At 42.9% G+C, this 18201-nt stretch carries 15 protein-coding genes; all 15 read right to left on the reverse strand.

The features are described 5' to 3' along the window. Positions 1 to 92 precede the first annotated feature (92 nt). Complete coding sequence (locus FTV11_RS08560; RefSeq protein WP_180073822.1) at positions 93 to 3248, reverse strand: efflux RND transporter permease subunit; 3156 nt, start codon at positions 3246 to 3248, stop codon at positions 93 to 95. Then, positions 3238 to 4464 carry an efflux RND transporter periplasmic adaptor subunit gene (locus FTV11_RS08565; protein ID WP_180004434.1) on the reverse strand — a complete coding sequence of 409 codons (1227 nt, stop codon included), beginning with the start codon at positions 4462 to 4464 and terminating at the stop codon, positions 3238 to 3240. The genes FTV11_RS08560 and FTV11_RS08565 overlap by 11 nt, the downstream gene beginning before the upstream one ends. Before the next feature lie 13 nt (positions 4465 to 4477). After that, positions 4478 to 5800, reverse strand: coding sequence for a TolC family protein (locus FTV11_RS08570; RefSeq protein WP_180073823.1), 1323 nt, complete (start codon positions 5798 to 5800; stop codon positions 4478 to 4480). 47 nt (positions 5801 to 5847) lie between these two features. Next, positions 5848 to 6276: a cation efflux protein, CzcI-like gene (locus FTV11_RS08575; protein WP_218945786.1), complete on the reverse strand. Its 429-nt coding sequence runs from the start codon at positions 6274 to 6276 to the stop codon at positions 5848 to 5850. 198 nt (positions 6277 to 6474) lie between these two features. Continuing rightward, on the reverse strand, positions 6475 to 7878 hold the full coding sequence (locus FTV11_RS08580; RefSeq protein WP_078190870.1) for an amino acid permease: 1404 nt from the start codon (positions 7876 to 7878) through the stop codon (positions 6475 to 6477). Between the two features lie 213 nt (positions 7879 to 8091). After that, complete coding sequence (locus tag FTV11_RS08585) at positions 8092 to 8730, reverse strand: ATP-binding cassette domain-containing protein (protein ID WP_180073824.1); 639 nt, start codon at positions 8728 to 8730, stop codon at positions 8092 to 8094. Then, on the reverse strand, positions 8717 to 9415 hold the full coding sequence (modB, locus tag FTV11_RS08590; protein ID WP_180073825.1) for a molybdate ABC transporter permease subunit: 699 nt from the start codon (positions 9413 to 9415) through the stop codon (positions 8717 to 8719). The genes FTV11_RS08585 and modB overlap by 14 nt, the downstream gene beginning before the upstream one ends. A gap of 3 nt (positions 9416 to 9418) precedes the next feature. After that, positions 9419 to 10180 carry a molybdate ABC transporter substrate-binding protein gene (gene modA / locus FTV11_RS08595; RefSeq protein ID WP_180073826.1) on the reverse strand — a complete coding sequence of 254 codons (762 nt, stop codon included), beginning with the start codon at positions 10178 to 10180 and terminating at the stop codon, positions 9419 to 9421. 9 nt (positions 10181 to 10189) lie between these two features. Beyond that, entirely contained in the window at positions 10190 to 11440 is a 1251-nt protein-coding gene (locus FTV11_RS08600) for a molybdopterin molybdotransferase MoeA (protein WP_180073827.1), read from the reverse strand. Beyond that, the gene (gene moaCB, locus FTV11_RS08605; RefSeq protein WP_180073828.1) at positions 11437 to 12360 is read right to left on the reverse strand and encodes a bifunctional molybdenum cofactor biosynthesis protein MoaC/MoaB; all 924 of its coding nucleotides are present in this window, start codon (positions 12358 to 12360) and stop codon (positions 11437 to 11439) included. The genes FTV11_RS08600 and moaCB overlap by 4 nt, the downstream gene beginning before the upstream one ends. 51 nt (positions 12361 to 12411) lie before the next feature. Next, positions 12412 to 12978: a molybdenum cofactor biosynthesis protein MoaE gene (locus tag FTV11_RS08610; protein WP_180073829.1), complete on the reverse strand. Its 567-nt coding sequence runs from the start codon at positions 12976 to 12978 to the stop codon at positions 12412 to 12414. Positions 12979 to 12980: 2 nt separating this feature from the next. Next, positions 12981 to 13232: a MoaD/ThiS family protein gene (locus FTV11_RS08615; protein WP_180073830.1), complete on the reverse strand. Its 252-nt coding sequence runs from the start codon at positions 13230 to 13232 to the stop codon at positions 12981 to 12983. Between the two features lie 2 nt (positions 13233 to 13234). Beyond that, the gene (gene moaA / locus FTV11_RS08620) at positions 13235 to 14272 is read right to left on the reverse strand and encodes a GTP 3',8-cyclase MoaA (RefSeq protein WP_180073831.1); all 1038 of its coding nucleotides are present in this window, start codon (positions 14270 to 14272) and stop codon (positions 13235 to 13237) included. 356 nt (positions 14273 to 14628) lie between these two features. Further along, entirely contained in the window at positions 14629 to 15252 is a 624-nt protein-coding gene (locus FTV11_RS08625) for a molybdenum cofactor guanylyltransferase (protein WP_373683881.1), read from the reverse strand. After that, positions 15252 to 18044: a nitrate reductase gene (locus tag FTV11_RS08630; protein ID WP_180073832.1), complete on the reverse strand. Its 2793-nt coding sequence runs from the start codon at positions 18042 to 18044 to the stop codon at positions 15252 to 15254. The genes FTV11_RS08625 and FTV11_RS08630 overlap by 1 nt, the downstream gene beginning before the upstream one ends. Between the last annotated feature and the right edge of the window lie 157 nt (positions 18045 to 18201).

The following is an 18201-nucleotide window of genomic DNA, read 5'->3' on the forward strand; positions in this document are numbered from 1 at the left end:
ATAAATCGTAAGTCCATACGATCCATTCTGTCTAATGAATGAACCGTATGGGTTAATGCAATATCGTTTTAATCAAAATTGCTTAGTCTAGATTATTGAGATCGAGCTGTATTAAGCCAGCGGTAGAGCACTGGCAATAGCACCAAGGTCAGCAAGGTGGAAGAAAGAATACCGCCGATCACAACCGTGGCTAAAGGCCGTTGCACTTCCGCACCTGTACCTGTTGCCAAAGCCATTGGTACAAAACCTAAAGAGGCAACACAGGCAGTCATGAGTACTGGGCGTAATCGAAGTACAGCGCCCTGCCATACGGCTTCATGCAATGGATATTTGTCCCCCAGTTCTTTAATGAAGGTCAGCATGACCAGGCCATTCAGCACAGCAACACCTAAGAGTGCAATAAATCCAATCCCTGCAGACATCGAAAGCGGAATATCTCTTAACCAAAGAAACAATACACCGCCCGTTAAGGCAAAGGGTACGCCAGTAAAGACCAGCAGACTTTCTTTCACATTATGAAATACTGCCATTAATAAAATAAAGATGGTCAGTAGTGCTAAAGGAATGACAATTTGCATTCTTGCTTTGGCAGATGCAAGGTTTTCAAATTGACCGCCATATTCAATCCAATAACCGCTTGGTAATGCATATTGTTTCAGCTGAGTCTGCATATCCGCCACAAAAGAACCTAAATCACGGCCTTCAACATTGGCAGTTACTACAATACGGCGTTTACCATTCTCACGGCTGACTTGATTGATCCCATCTACATTAGAGACTGTGGCAACATTTGAGAGTACAATACTGCCACCATTTGGCAACTTTAACGGTAGTTGTGAAATCGTACTTACATTACGATCTTGATCATTTAAACGAATAACAAAATCAAAACGGCGATCACCTTCTAAAATCTCTCCTACACTTTGTCCACTGACACTGGCTGCCACAGTATCCTGTATAGATTTAACGCTTAAACCATATTGCGCAGCCAAAGCCTTATCTATTTCAATATTTAATAAAGGTAAACCTGAAGTTTGTTCAACTTTTACGGCGCTGCTCCCCGCAACTTGCTGCATAATTTTGGCGATTTTAGTGGCTTCTGTGTTGAGCACTTGCATATCATCGCCAAATATTTTAACGCCCACATCACTACGCACACCTGAGATCAACTCATTAAAGCGCAGTTCAATCGGTTGAGAAAACTCACTGTTATTGCCAGGAATCGTAGCCACATAAGCCACCATACGGCCACGCAGTTCATCCACACTTTCTTTAGGGTTCGGCCATTCATTTCGAGGTTTGAGCATAATATAACCATCGGAAATGTTCGGAGGCATTACATCAGTTGCCACTTCTGCCGTACCTGTACGAGCAAATACAGCCTGAATCTCTGGGAATTTTTTCAACAGCAGTTTCTCAGCGTTTTCCTGCATTTTTAATGATTCTTCTAAACCAGTGCTAGGAGAGCGCATCAATTGAACTGCAAAATCACCTTCACTCAGCTGTGGTGCAAACTCACTGCCAATTTTAGTGCTTAAAAGCCCAGTAATGAGCAGTAAACACAGTGCAAAAGTCATCACCACAGCCTTGTAATGAAAAGCTGTATTTAATATTCGAAGATACTGCTTTTTCAGCCAAGTCATCCAACGGCTTTCTGTTTCTTTAATTTCACCTTTCACCCAAAGCGCTACAGCTGCAGGTACAAATGTAATAGACAGAATGATCGCCGCAACAAGCGCCAATACTACGGTTAATGCCATCGGATGGAACATTTTTGCTTCTACACCGCTTAAAGCAAAAATTGGCAAATACACCACTAAAATAATTAATTGTCCAAATATCAGCGGACGGCGTGCCTGACGTGCAGCCAAAAAGACTTCTTTAAAGCGTTCATTTTGCGTTAATGGGCGTTTCAAAATTTGCTGTGCATGGGCTAAACGTCGTATACAGTTTTCAACAATCACCACTGCACCATCAACAATAATACCGAAATCCAATGCGCCTAAGCTCATTAGGTTCGCGCTGATATTCTTTTGTGCCATGCCGGTTAAGGTAAACAGCATTGACAGCGGAATAACACAGGCCGTAATGAGTGCTGCACGGATATTGCCTAAAAAGATAAATAAAATGATGATGACTAGAATTGCGCCTTCAACCAAGTTCTTTTGAACGGTTTTAATCGCTTTCTCCACCAATGTGGTACGGTCATACACTGTTTCAATTTTTACCCCTTTGGGTAAGCTGGCTTGAATGTCTTTAATTTTGGAATCTACAGCTTTCGAGACAGTTCGGCTATTTTGTCCCATAGCCATCATGGCAATACCTAAAACCGTTTCTTCTCCGTTATAGGTTGCACCACCTGTGCGCAAATCATGCCCAATGGAGACTTGCGCAATATCACCCACCCGAATTGGACTGCCATTTGGGCTGTCAATCATGGTGTTTTCAATATCTGAAATGGTGTTTAAGGTTCCCGGCACTCGAACTGTTAACTGCTGACCATTTTCCTCAATAAATCCTGCACCACGGTTTTCATTATTTTCTGTAAGCGCTTGCTGTAATTGTTCTAATGACAGGTTCAGCTGTTGCATGCGGTTTAAATCAGGTGAAACCACGTAGGTTTTATTAAAACCACCAATACTGTTGACCTCGGCAACACCTTGTACACGCTGTAATTGCGGACGCACAATCCAGTCCTGAATTTCACGCAAATCCATCGCGCTATATGCCGTACCATCTGCTTTTTTTGCATTGGGTTCTGCTTTCAGCACCCATTGATAAATCTCGCCCAAACCTGTCGAAACTGGCGACATCGTCGGAGAAACCTGAGCTGGCAATGACGACTGAACTTCCTGTACCCGCTGATTAATTTGCTGACGTGCCCAGTAAATATCCGTACCGTCTTTAAAGACAATCGTGACTTGTGACAGGCCATAACGGGAAATAGAACGGGTCAACTCCAAATCTGGAATACCTGCCATCGCATTTTCAATCGGATAAGTAATCCGCTGTTCAACTTCTAACGCTGTAAAGCCATTGGCCTGCGTATTAATTTGCACTTGGGTGTTGGTAATATCAGGTACTGCATCAATCGGCAGTTTTTGATAACTGTAAATCCCGACGGCAATCCATGTGCAGACAAACAGCATCACCCAAATTGCATTTTGAATTGAAAACTGAATAATGCGTTCGAATAGACCTTCTGGCTTTGGTAAATCTGTGTTCGGGTTCTCTGAATTAGTGTTCATGGCCAGCCTCGTCTTTTTCCAGTTCAGATTTCAGTAAAAAACTGCCTTGGGAAATATACTTTTGCCCTGCCTCAAGACCCGAAATCACTTCTAGCCATTGCCCATCACTGGATGCTTGTCCAAGTTTTAGCGCTTGTGCTTTTAAATGCACTTGGCCTTTTAGCTCAGATTCAACAATAAAAATACTGTCTTGACCCTCAATAATTTGCACGGCGGACTTTTGCACCCGTAATGCTTTTTTAGTACCTGAATCAGCCAATAGCACGTTGACCATCACATTCGGGCGAAGCTCAGCAGATTGTTGTTTTAATTTGGCACGTACCACCAAGCGTCCCGTTTGCACATCTGCCTTTGACGTCAGGCTTTGTACCTCTGCGCTATAGAGCTGATCTGAGCCATTGATTTTGAAAGAGACGTTTTGACCCGTTTGTAATTGTGCGGAATATTGATGAGTTAAGTTAAATTCTAGCCACAAATCTTTTAGCTGTTCAATGGTGAACAATTGATCTGCCAATTGCACATTTTCACCCACCACAATATCTTTTTGACTAATCACGCCAGCGATTGGCGCACGAATAATAAATCGTCCGTTTTGACCGCTATTCGCGCCCAAAGCTTGTAAGCGCGATTGTGCTGACTGTACGCTAATTTGAGCCTGACGATAGGCATTTTCAGCACGCTGGAAGTCCTGTTTGGCAGAAATTCCTTGAGACCATAGCTTTTGCTCACGCTGATAATCTTGACGGGCTAAATCTAAATTGGCTTCTGCCATACGTAAATTGGCTTGCTGATCAATCAATTCAGGTACTGACAGCACAGCTAAAGTTTGACCTTTTTGTACAGTTTGACCGAGTGCTACACTGACTTGTTCGACATGACCGCTGAAGTTTGGGGAAATATGTGCCTGCTGATCTGTATTGACCGCCAATTTACCCGGCAATTGAATAATATTTTCGACCAGACCATTTTCTACAGTCGCAATTTTAATTCCTTGTTCCACCATTTGTTGAGTGGTGAGTTGCAGTTCACCTTCTTCCGCATGTTCTGCTTCAGTATCACTCTTTTTGGCTTCGCTATTTTCACCTTCCGACTCAGTTTTATCCGCATCGGATTTATTTGTACTTAACCAAATAGCAGTACACAGCATCAGCGTTAGGCCAACCAAAACTGCAATCATCAAAGGCTGTGAAATTTTTCCATCTTGTTTAATTTTCATGTGATTAACTGCCTTATTGTGCTGATGCGCTGTTGATGAGATTTTGGGATGCCTCAATGGCTTTTTTATTCAATTGGCTATAAGCATCTGAACGGCTGATTTCTTCATAACTGGTTCCAATACTTAAGGCTTCAGCACTGAGTGCGCTTTGCCAAGCCTGCGCCAAAATTTGCATTTGGCTAAGTCGAAGGTCTTGGAGTTGTTTTGTGGTTTGCTGTACGTCTGTAATAGCAAATTTACCTGCCTGAAAACCTTGCAAAGTTCGGTTTTGAACCTTTTCAGCCAAACCAATCTGATTGCCTGTGGCATCAAACTGCATACGCAGACCTTTAAGCTGGTGAATGCTATTGGCAATGTCCAAAACTTGCTGTTTTAACTCGCGCTGTTGCTGATGATTTAATAAAATTTGCTGTTTTTGCGCCATTGGAATGGCATATTGCTGGCGGTTAAAAATATTGAGCGGAATATCCACACCAAGTACCAAGGCCGTATCATTGGCGTCAGTTGGAGACTTGGTACGTGACATGCCCATATTTAGGGTTGGGTTTGGACGTGCCTGTACTTTTAAATGTTCAATTTGCTGATTTGCCTGCTGAACATTCAAGGCATACAATTTTTGTAGCCAACCTTCCGATAAATTACGCTCAACTAAACTTTGGCTCTGTTCAGGCCAAGGCGTAACGCTGTTATTCAACGCAATTTGCGACGTAGTTTCACCCCATAAATTAGAAAGCTGACGCGCCACAGTTTGCTGTTTTAAAAGCGCCTGTTGGTATAGACGCTGTATTTCCAAAGCTTCAATTTGAGCGCGCTCTACATCCACCAAAGCAATACTGCCTGCCTGATAGCGTTTTTGCGCGCTGTCCAAATTAGATTTACTGAGTTTGAGCTGTGTAGCGTAAATCGATTGCTCATTTTGAGCGATGGCTAGCTGTGACCATGCAAACTTCACAATCAACTGACTTTGCGCATTCCAAATTTGCTGTTGCAACTGTATTTGCTGTGCTGAGGTACTCGCGAGTGCTTGATTGATTTTACGCTGACCGAATACATCCAGTGGCTGGCTGATTGCGATACTGAGCTCTTGATCTTGATTTTTACCAAAACCATTTTGTTCAATCGATAGACTTGGGTTTTGCCATAGCTTGCTTTGACGCAGATTAAAATCAGAGATTTGCTGTTGTTGTTGCCAAATATCAGTTTGGGCTTGGTAGTTTTGTACTTTGGCAAATGCAGATTCAAAACTACTGACATTTTCCGCAAAAGTACTTTGTAAGGCCGTCGAAATACCGACAGCTAAGCCTAGACGTATAAACGCCATAAAATATAAAGACATGATTTTTCCCACTCATTTATTAAAAAAAGTGGCGGGAATGTTTTAGGCTACCCCGCCATTAGCGGGGCATAAACAGGAGGAGGTGTTTGCAGTAATAAATCAGGGGCTTGATAAAGATTCTTCCAAACAAATTTTGGCGAATATTCAAAGCTCTGATGTGCAATAAAAAGAATCGATTGTTGGTTTTGTACAATCAAATGCGTCATAGACGGTAAATGGTCTTGATGATCTTCACCGAGTTGCAGATCGTTAGCGGTATTTTTGACTGGTTTGCTACTGGATTCAGATGCTTGATGCAACGAATGCTGTGGATTGGTTTCACTGCTGACGCATAAGGTATTTTGATGATGACCAAAATGATAGCTTTGAACAACTTGAGTTTGCTCTTCATGCACACAGAAAGCGGCTGCCACGTTCCAAAGGCTTTGGAACATGAACAATCCAACTAAGACTGTTATCCATGTCGCAGAACGCATATTGCATCAATCAAGAAAATTTTAACGATTATAAAGCTTGGAGTCGGTCGAAGGTCAAGTGAATCTTTGAATTTGTCTTAAAAATGGATTGCCATAGAGATATAACGTAAGGCATTCGCTTTAATCCCCTGACACGGCACATGCTAAAGACAATCCATTGGTTCATGATTACGATTTTTATCGGCGAAACCTTTATTTTTAATTCAGTTCGGAATCATTCTTCAACTTAGCTTTTCTTGTCACAACTAAGCCGCAGAGAACCACCAATGTCGTAACACCTAAAGATAATGAAGTTTCATAACTGTAGGCTGGAGATAAAAACATATAGATCAGCACACTTAAGATCACCAAAATGACTGCCCATGTCAGCCATGGAAATAGCCACATTTTAAACGCAACCTCAGTTCCATTTTTTTCGATTTGTGTTCTCAATTTAAGCTGTGAAAATGCAATCACTAAATAAACCAATAAGGCAATTGAACCTGTTGTAGACAGTAAAAATCCAAATACTTGGCCTGGAAATAAATAATTGACTGCACAGCAAATTAAGCCCACTACAGACGATGCAAATACAGCAATAGCAGGTACACCAGAGGCATTAATAGATGTGACCCATTGAGGTGCTTCTTTGCGTGTCCCCAATGAAAATAGCATCCTTGATGAACTATAAAGTGCTGCATTCATACAACTTGCAACTGCAATAAATACCACACTATCAATAATCAATTTTGATTGAGGGACATTTAAACTGACCAAGACATATTGGAAGGTGCCTAATTGTTGTAATTGCGGTGAACGCCAATCTACCAGTGCAACCGTTATAAAAATTGAAACCACAAAAAATAAGATGACCCGATACAATACTAAATTGGTTGCACGTTTAATTTTTTGTTCAGGATCTTTTGATTCTGCTGCAGCGATCGATAGTATTTCTACACCAAAGAATGAAAATGCTGAAATCAATATTGCTGAAAGTACACCACCCAGGCCATTTGGCATAAATCCATCATTTTTGAACAGATTTTCTACACCACTCACGTCAGGTGCTAAGGGCCAAAATCCAAATATTGCGGTGAGTCCAATGGCGATAAAAATCACAATAGCCAAGACTTTTATCAGAGAAAACCAAAATTCAAACTCACCAAAACTTCGAGTACTAAAAAAGTTGGCTAAACTGAGAAGCACAATGAAGAATGTTGCAAATACAGCACTGGATATTGATGGAAACCATGCATGCAAAATTTCTGCACCGGCAATTGCTTCAATTGGAATAACTAAAACCCAAAACCACCAATATAACCATCCGATAGTAAAGCCAGCCCATGGCCCTATGGCTTTTCTTGCATAGGTTGAAAATGAGCCGGTGTCAGGTTGAGCTACAGCCATTTCTCCCAACATTCGCATGACTAAAAAAACCAATATACTGGTAATTATATAAGCAAGAACGGCGGCAGGCCCTGCTTTTGCAATCGCAGCAGATGATCCAACAAACAGTCCAGCACCAATTACACCACCAATACTGATCATTGTAATATGCCGATTAGATAGCCCTGCACCCAGTTTTGCAGTTGAATTATGTGTGGCTAAGCTATCATCATGCATCGATTAGATTCCCTGTTTGCACGGTCAGTCGTACAAATCATTATTTCCAAGATCATTAGGAATAAAAAAGGGAAAACGCTGTGTTCTCCCTTGTTTTGTAACAATTTAATCTAGAAAATGAGTTTTTCATAGTTCTAATCAAAACTTTAAGATGCAGCTTAATACCATTTTTTCATCTAATTCACTGTTATTACTTATATAATTTATATTTATTTAAAAACTTATTTGACCATTTTCTAGATACAAAATATGGGCTTTTAAATAATCTAACTCATCGCCATGATGCGTAACATATATCATCGGCAGCGCCAACTGTTCTTTCACCGTGTTTAAAAATGGCAATATTTGATCTTTCAGCCTGCGGTCCAGTCCTGTCAGCGGTTCATCTAACAGCAGTAAGTCAGGCTGTGACAGCAATGCGCGTCCTATGGAAACGCGCTGCGCCTCACCGCCAGAAAGTTCATGCGCCCGCCGTTTGAGCAGTGGCTGTAACTCAAGCAGATTAGTCACTTGCTCAAATTTAAATTTCGCATTTTCCTGAGCGCCTAAGTTCTCCGCATATTGCAGATTTTGCTGCACATTCATATGCGGAAAAATCCATGCTTTTTGAAAAATCAGCGCAATACTGCGTTGATGCATCGGCACGTTAATCTTCTGCGCCGTATCGAACACATCACGCTGATTCAGCGATATATAACCTTGCTGCGGCTGCAGCAAACCAACCAAATTTTTCAGCAGCGTAGACTTGCCGCTGCCTGATGGCCCCATAATGCCAAGCAGCTGTTCTTGCATCTGCAGCCGAGCCTGCAATTGAAAATCTGCATATTGAAACTGAAAATTACACTGAAGCATGGCCGGCTCCGAGTTTTCGCTGATAGCGCTGTAAAATATAATAATTGGCAATCAATGCGCCAAAAGCCGCCAGCAGTGAAAGGATCACTAAACGCATTGCGGATTCTTCGCCATTGGGCTGCTGTATCAGCGAATAGATAGCAATTGGAATGGTTCGGGTTTCATCAGGAATATTACCCACAAAAGTAATGGTCGCGCCAAATTCGCCTAAACTTCGGCTAAATCCTAAAATGCTGCCAATTAAAATCCCTGGTAAAGCCAGCGGCAGGCTGATTGAGACAAATACCCGTAAAGGATGTGCGCCTAGTGAGCCTGCAACCTGCTCAAGCTGTTGATTGATCATTTGAAAAGACAAACGGATCGGCTGCACAATCAGCGGAAATGACACAATCATCGATGCTAAAACGGCGCCTTTCCAATTAAAAACAAGCTGAATTCCCCATTCAATTAGCATCTTGCCGATCCAGCCATTTGAACCAAACAGCACCAATAGCAAATATCCTAGAACCACCGGCGGCAGCACCATTGGCATTTGTAAAAGTGCTTCGACCAAAAATTTTAAATGAAACTCATAGCGCGCCAAAACCCATGCCAGCCCTATAGCAAATGGTAAGCAAAATACAGTGGCGCAAATGGCAACCTTAGCCGACAGATACAAGGCGCTCCACTCTTCAGGGCTTAGCATGCTTTAGCCCTTCACACCAAAGCCATAATTCTTAAACAGCATTTTGCTTTGCGCATGGCCTTTAAGATAACGGTAAAACTTCACGGCCTCAGGTTTAGCTGCGCCTTGCTGTGTTAAAGCCAATGGGTAAATGATGGGTTGATGGGTATGGTTTGGAAAAATCCCGGCTATTTTAACTTTAGAACTGATCAGCGCATCGGTACGGTAAACAATCCCCGCTTGGCACTCACCGCGTTCAACAAAAGCCAAAGCCGATCGTACATCATCTGTCCCGACAATCCTTCCATTCAAACTTGATAGCCAGCCCAACTTGGTTAGGCTTTGTTTGGCATATTTTCCAGCAGGTACAGACTCCATTTGCCCTGTACATAAGTGACCTTTGAATGCCTTGGCAAAATTAAACTGCGGCACGGCTTTAAATTGCATATTCACCGCTTTAGGCGTAATCAGCACCAAATCATTGCTTAGCATGTTGAATACTTGCTTTGCAGGTATTTTCTGTTTTTGCACCAAATAATTCATCCAGTCCACATCTGCTGAAAAATACAAATCACTTGGTGCACCGGCTTCAATTTGCTTGGCTAAAGCAGAAGATGCACCAAATACCGGTACAATTTTGATGTCTGGATTCTGTGCCTGATATTGCATTGCAATATCGGCAATAGCATTGCTTAAACTGGCTGCAGCATAAATTTTTACCGTTTCCGCCTGTGATGCGCCAGCAATTAAGCTTAGTCCTGCTGCTAAGATGTATTTGAAATGCATAGCAAACTCCTAATCCTGAATAAATAAGCCTTGAAGGACTTGTCCTGCTTGCACTGGTCGCCCTGCAGGAATCCGAACAATGCAATTGGCTTGCATTAAATTGCTTAGCATATGTGACTGCTGTTTAGACAGGCTGGTTAGTTGAAGCTTGCCTTGCTTATCAAAGTGCGCCGACATTCTTAAAAACCGCTCACGTGCATCTGCTTTTAGGTCATGTGTCATGACTGCGCTGAACCAGTCCAGCGCAGGTGTTTGACCTTGTAGGGCTTTCAATAATCTATCTGTATAAATTTGCATGCCGACATAGACTGCAGCGGGGTTGCCCGGCAGTCCGAGTAAATAACAGGAACTGCTGTCAGGACGTCGATATTGTGCAAACAGCATCGGTTTGCCGGGTTTTTGTTTCACTTTCCAGAAAATTTGCTGAAAACCGATGTCCAAGGCTGCCGGCCGAACAAAATCATAATCACCGACAGATACGCCGCCAGTCGTTAAAATTAAATCAAAGCTGTCTTTTAAACGGTTGAATAAATCTAAAACCGCCTGTTTTTCATCTGCAATATGAATCACTTCAACTTGGACGTGCTGCGACTGAAACCATACTAAAATCAGCGGCGCATTGGCATCAAATATTTTACCAGCACGGTAATCTTCTATATTTTGCGCAACTTCATCACCTGTAATTACGACCGCAATTTTCGGATAGGCAAAAACTTCGCAGTGTGAAATACCAGCCATACTGAGCGCTGCAATTGATCCAACCGTCAGCTTTTGACCACGCGCTGCTAAACATTGTCCAAATGAAATTTCCTCACCTGCATCTCGAATATCTGCATGCGGGCTTAAGGCTGCAGTCAGTTCAATCTGCTGTCTATCCGCCTTTACAATTTCTTGCCGGGCTATAGTTGCCGTGCCTTCAGGTATCGGCGCGCCGGTAAATATGCGGACAGCTTGCCCTGCTTTTAAGCTTATTTCAGCCGTTTGCCCTGCGCGGATTTCTCCAATCAGCTTAAATTGCGCGCCGGGTTTAATTTCACCCGCTGCGCAAATGGCATAGCCATCCACTGCGCTTTGCGCAAATAAAGGCAGCTGAATTGGTGAATGCACATCTGCCGCCAAATAACGGCCTAAAGCGTGCTGAAGCGGTAAAGTTTCAGTGCCTAAACTTTGAGTACGTTCAGCAATCAAAGCCAATGCCTCATCCACAGAAATTAATCCTGCTTCAGCACCGCAGCCTGTATGCATAACAGCTTGGTTCATTGATAACCTCCAGCATGCGGTATATTTTTTTGTACATCAAAGAGATGAATGAGCGCTGGTAAAATTGCAATTAAGGATTCTTTTGCACCTTGTCTGCTGCCCGGCAATGTAATCACAAGGCTGTTATCAATATAGCCCGCAACACCGCGGCTAAGTGCCGCATAAGGCGTGCGTTTTTGACCAAAACTGCGTGAAGCCTCCATCAAGCCCGGAATTTCACGTTTTAGCAGTGGCTGTATCGTTTCTACAGTTAAATCTTTTGGCCCTAAACCCGTACCGCCAACCGTCAATATCAGCGGGTATTGATTTTTTTGCTGCTCAATCAAGGTAAGCAGCTGTTCAGGACTGTCTGGTATCACTTGATAGCTGATGTTGCTGAAGTTTGCTTCTTCTAAAATTTCGAGGACATTTTGCCCCGCAGTATCTGGTTTTTTACCGGCAGCAACTGTATCTGAAAGCACAATAATTGATGCCGATAAGCTTTCTTTAAGCACACGAGTAAAATGTGATTTACCGCCTTTTTTCTTTTGCAGTTTCACTTGATCTAAGCATAAATCTTCAGGTTCACAATGCGGTTTCAGCATGTCATACAGCGTTAAACCGGCAAGACTGACCGCAGTCAAAGCTTCCATTTCCACACCCGTTGGACCAATGGTTTCAACCACTGCACTAATTTCGACATGCGCCTCAAATAATTCATACTCCACATCTGCACGGTAGATCGGCAGCGGATGACAGAGCGGAATAAGTTCATCTGTACGTTTAGCGCCCAAAATACCTGCAATACGTGCGGTTTTCAGCGCGTCGCCTTTTTCTGTATTGCCATTACGCAGCAGTTCAATGCAATGTGGCGGTGCATGCAGTATTCCAGTTGCAATGGCTGTACGGTAACTTTCCGCTTTCATGCCCACATTTTTCATTGCTTTGTCCTTATCTTATTCATTTGCATGTGCAGTATTAAATTTGAGGTTTTATAGATGCCATTGATAAATATTGGCATTCAAATGCATAGTCTGATGGCTGCTTTGGTGTGAATGTTCACATGACTCGCCATGGATATGTGTATGCTTCGTTTCGTGATCTGCCACTTCAGGCGCGTGATCCTTACGAATACAGCAGCCCTCTACATATTGACTGCTGCCATCCATATAAAACTCTTCTTTCCACACCGGTACTTCATGCTTAACCCGCTCAACCGCTTCTTCACAGGCTGCAAAAGCCTCACGGCGGTGCGGCGCATAGGCCATTGCGATAATGGCCATATCACCGACCTGCAGCGCGCCAATACGGTGTACAACACGGACATAAGACACGCCGTATTTGGCTTGAATTTCCTGCTCAATTTGACGGATCATTTTTTCAGCCACAGGCGCATAAGCGGTATATTTCAAAGCTTTTACAGATTTGCCTTCATGGTGATTACGCACCGCGCCAATAAATACACCTATACCGCCACATTCAGGAAATGCCTCAATGCTGTCAAAATCAGCTTGGCTGAATACCGTATCTTGTATGCGTGAAATATGCTTGAGCTCCATATTCAGCCTCCCGCTACAGGTGACAGCAGCACAACGGTGCTGTCCTGCACCAATGCGGTTTGTCTTGGTACAATATCTTCCCCAATGGCACAGGCGCAGCGTTCAAGTATGCTGAACGACTCCGGAAATTGATCTGTAACTTGCTGCAAAACCTCTGCAATCGACTGCTGTGCGAAGCAAGTCAGACTCAAATTCTCTGGCAGCAGGCGTTCAATAGCGCCAAAAGATTCTATTTTGATGGTGATATGAGTCATCTTTAACCTCCAATCATATGCATGCTGATTTTTCTAGATGGGCTGGATTGGGTAGTTATGGCATGAAAGCCTTGTTCCTTCTGCCAAATGTAACCGCCTAATTTTTGCTGCAAAGCCATTGCATCGAGCGGCATTAACTCTGTTGTTTTACTGCTTTTCAGCTGCTGAATTTCATGGCTGAGATTTAAACCTTTTCGGGCAAACAGGCAGTTAAAAAACTCGCCTTGCGCATTCAGTCTCAAACGGTCGCAGCTGCCGCAAAAAGAATTGCTGATGGTTGAAATAATACCTATAGGCAAGCCGTTGATTAAGTATGATCTGGCTGGTGACGCACCTTGACCGTGCAGTGTTTGCACTTCAAAAACAGTCTTTAATTTATCCAGTATGTCTTGTTCGGTAACAACCGCAGCTTTAGACCAGTTTTGATCGCCATCCAACGGCATAAACTCGATAAACCGCAGTTCGAAACCTTGTTGCAGCGCCCATTTTGTTAATGGAATGATTTGCCGTTCATTTAGACCTTTGATTAACACGGAATTGATTTTGATTTCAAAGCCCGCTTGCTGAGCTGCTTCAATCCCGTCTAATACAGGCTGTAATTGTTTTTGTGTCAGCTGGAAAAATTGCGCTTCATCCAAACTGTCCAAGCTGATATTTATGCCATCTAGGCCAGCTTGTTTTAGGGCCTGTGCATATTGCTTCAGATAATGTCCATTGGTTGTCATGGAAATACGTTTAAGGCCTAGCTTTCTGAGGTGCTGCAGCTGTTCAATAAAATGTACAACGCCTTGACGCATAAGAGGTTCACCGCCGGTGATCCGGATTTGATCAATCCCGCGCAGTACCATAAACTCACAAAAATTGTAAAGTGATTCAAAACTAAGAAGATTATGTTTTTTCATCCATTCAGGATGTTCAGGCATGCAATAGACACATTTAAAATTACAGCGGTCTGTCACTGAAATGCGCAATTTGCGTTTTTCACGGCCAAACTGATCCTTAAAAATGGTCGCTGGCTGTAATTGTGTCATGCTGTTCATGTTTATCTTCCATGGTGCTGTCATTTGCCCTGTCTTAGCTCAGTACAAATTTTGCGCCCTCTTTTCTTGCAGTAAAAATTGCAATAAGTGTTCCAACTTTGCGCTTTTTTGAATATTTATTTCAGAGGATTTGGTTTGTTTTTTTGACACACAAAATCAATAACTTATAAATAACTAATAGCAATTAAAAATATAAATTGCCGTTAAGCCCATTATCTAAGGTATAAAAGCAGTCTGTTTTATCTCTAGATATCATGCTCAAAAGCTTCATATTGGCTGTAGATTTTCTCTCTGGGTTCAAAAACAGCACATTAGGCTCATTATTTGAAATGAAAGCTCCGCAAAAGGTACAGCTTTTAGAGAAAATTCAGCTGACGGTGCTGCTGCAGCTCATCTAGAGAGTTAATGCTGTGAAAAAAGAGTGCATTATTTTGAAAACGTGCAACTTGCATGTGCATTTTACTAAAACACCCCTTCAAACTGCGCTGTTTTTGATCAAGATGCACCTGCAGCATTGTGAGACTGCTTCGTTTCAGCAAACAAAATGGATACAGCGCTTTGCCATTAATTTCCACTACAGCTACTTCACACAAGGGATCCCGCTGCATGGCCTGATGCAATCTCGAAAGCACTTTCTTCGGGATATAGGTCACATCGCACGGGACAAACAAAACATAATCAGACTCAACATGTGACCACGCGCTTTTCATCCCTATCAATGGCCCTAAAAATCCGGCTTCATCATCTTGATAAAAGCGGATCGAGGGAATGAGCCGTTTATAAATCGAATGGTCACGATGGCTGTTGATCCAGACATTTTCAACCCGTGATTTCAACTGCTGATGGATCTTAATCAGCTGAATTTCATTATCAAATTTTTGCAGCACTTTATTCATTCCGTTCATTCTGCGGGCCTGACCACCCGCCAAAATAACCAAGTCTGTTTCTGGATAGCCTACTGATTTGGTGATTTTCTTCATCATTCTGCGTACTCCGTCTGACAGGCTTTAATCAAACCCCGTATTTCTGCTAAGCACGAACCGCAATTACCGCCGGCTTTTAAACATGCTGTGACTTGTTTTTCATGGCTAATATTCTTTTCTTTAATGGTTTCGATAATGGTATTTTTACCGACTTTAAAGCAGCTGCACACCAGCGGACCTGCACTGTTGGTCATGTTCATCGGCTGACCTGCAAGCAGCGCTTTGCGGTGCATTGCGCTTAGTCGTTCACGCTTAAACATGCCAGCAATCCAATCACGGTCTGGCAGCATAGAGCGTTGCGCAATATATAGACTGGCAATTAAATGCCCATCTTGCAGCACCACGGTATGACTCAAATCGGCAGTTTGATCTTCCAAATTCAGCCATTCAAAGCTTTCATCGGTAAATGGCAGTAATGTTTTCAGCTGCTGAACCGTGTTTCTAAATTTTTTACGATCTGCCAACTCAAAACGTGTCGCTTTCGCTGTTTTAATTTTGGTCCACCACACCGTGTTTTGAATGGTGTTTTGCACCATTTCCTCAAAGCCGTCACGTACATACAGTACACCTTGCCACTGTGTATAAAACGGCTGTACAAATACAGGTGTATGTTTAAATTCAGGCTCACCAGATAGTGCATCGACCACAGGATTCACCACTTTGCCAATACGCGCATCCGATGCGACTTGGTCATTCCAATGAATTGGCGCAAAAATTTGACCGCGTCGAATTTTACTGCTGACCTGTGCACGTAAAATACATAAGCCCCAGTTAGATTTCACCTCAACCAGTTCACCATCTTTAACACCAAACTTCAGTGCATCTTGCGGGTGTATTTCACAAAATGGTTCGGCGATATGTGTACTCAAGTTTGCAGATAAACCCGTACGGCTCATGGTGTGCCATTGATCACGGATACGGCCAGTATTTAAAACCAGCGGATATTCGCCGCAAATCTTGTTCAAAGGGTCAATAGCGGTTGTTGCTACAAACTTAGCTTTGGCATCGGCATGGCTGAATTGGCCTGCTGCAAACAAACGGCTGACTGCATCAGCGCTCTGATCTAACTGCCAAACTGGCCATTGCACGGGCTTTAATTCAGCATAATCTTGTGCAGATAACTTACTTAAACCCTGCAAGTTAAAGTAGCGAAAAGACTCAGTGGTATCACGTTGATCTAAAGGCGCATTTTGATAAGCAGATAATTTTGCATGTTCAATAAATATGTCATAGCTGCTGCTGTAGTCAAAACCGCTATAACCCATCTTTTTCGCAACTTGTGCAATAGACCACCAGTCTGCTCTGGCTTCACCCGGTGCATCTAAAAAAGCAGTTTGACGTGAAATACGGCGTTCAGAATTGGTAACGGTTCCGTCTTTTTCACCCCAGCCCAATGCAGGTAAAAGCACATCTGCATATATTGCTGTGTCTGTGTCTTTGCAAATATCCGACACCACTACAAACTCGCATTGCTCTAAGGCACGTTTGACTTGATCTGCATCTGGCAAGCTAACTACAGGATTAGTAGCCATAATCCAGATGACTTTTATTTTGCCGCTTTCAACCGCCTGAAACAGATCAACCGCTTTTAATCCCGCTTTATTGGCAATAAATGGACTTTGCCAAAACTCTTGTACTAATGCCTGATGCGCTGTGTTATCGACATCTAAGTGCGCAGCCAGCATATTGGCTAAGCCGCCAACCTCGCGGCCACCCATTGCATTGGGCTGACCTGTCATAGAAAAAGGCGCTGCGCCTAATTTTCCGATTTTGCCAGTCAGCAAATGGCAGTTAATAATACTGTTGGCTTTGTCTACACCGCGCGAAGACTGATTAACCCCCATCGAAAATAGCGACATAACTTTGTCAGTTTGCGCAAATTTTTCAAAAAATAGCTGTAATTTTTCTAAAGAAATACCTGTACGCTCAGCAACTGCTGTCATAGAAGCTTCTGTTTTACTTTGCTCCAGCGCTTGCGCCAAACCTTGAGTATGTTTGGTGATAAAATCTACATCACTATGATTATTTTGTACTAAATACTGCAGCAAACCGTTGAACAGTGCGACATCTTGCCCCGGTAAAATTGGCAAATGCAAATCTGCAGCCTCACAGGTACTGGTAAAGCGCGGATCAATGACCACCACGAACAAATCACGTTCTTCTTTGGCTTTCATAATGCGCTGATACAGCACGGGATGGCACCATGCTGTATTGGATCCGACCAGCACCACCATATCTGTATGCTCAAAGTCTTCATAGCTTGCTGGTACAAGGTCTTCACCAAATGCACGCTTATGTGCCGCCACAGCCGATGACATGCAAAGCCGTGAATTGGTGTCAATATTTGCAGTACCTAAATAGCCTTTGACAAATTTGTTAACGGCATAGTAATCCTCCGTCAGCAGTTGGCCCGACACATAAAAAGCGATGCTTTCACGTCCGTAAAGATCTATACATTGCTGAAATTTTTCGGCAATCAGTGCTGTTGCTGTGTTCCAATCTGTAGCCTGACGAGTATGAAATGGTGATGTTTGACGCCCAAGCATTGGCTGTAAAACACGTGTTTCTAATCCAATCGTATCGGCTAAGTTACTGCCTTTAATGCACAGCTTGCCATAGTTTGATGGATGGTTCGCATCGCCAGTCACGCTCACTTTTTGCCCTAAAGCTGTCTGTTCAACTGTTGCGCTCACGCCGCAGCCGACACCGCAATATGGACAAGTGGTTTGCGTTGTTTTAATTTTATTTTCTGTGGAGCTATGCAGTTCCACTATCGGGATGCTATTCACTTCTGCTGGCTCCTTTTCCAAACTTTTTTAAACACTTAACACGCTCGAATCGGTGTCTTTTCATTTACGTTTATATTTAAAGGTCAACATTCGGTTCGACCTACTTTTCTTTCGGGAAAAGTAGGCAAAACCATTGTCATCCGCTGAACTCGTCCAC

It is taken from the genome of Acinetobacter sp. YH12231, assembly GCF_013417755.1.
Lineage (GTDB): Bacteria > Pseudomonadota > Gammaproteobacteria > Pseudomonadales > Moraxellaceae > Acinetobacter > Acinetobacter amyesii.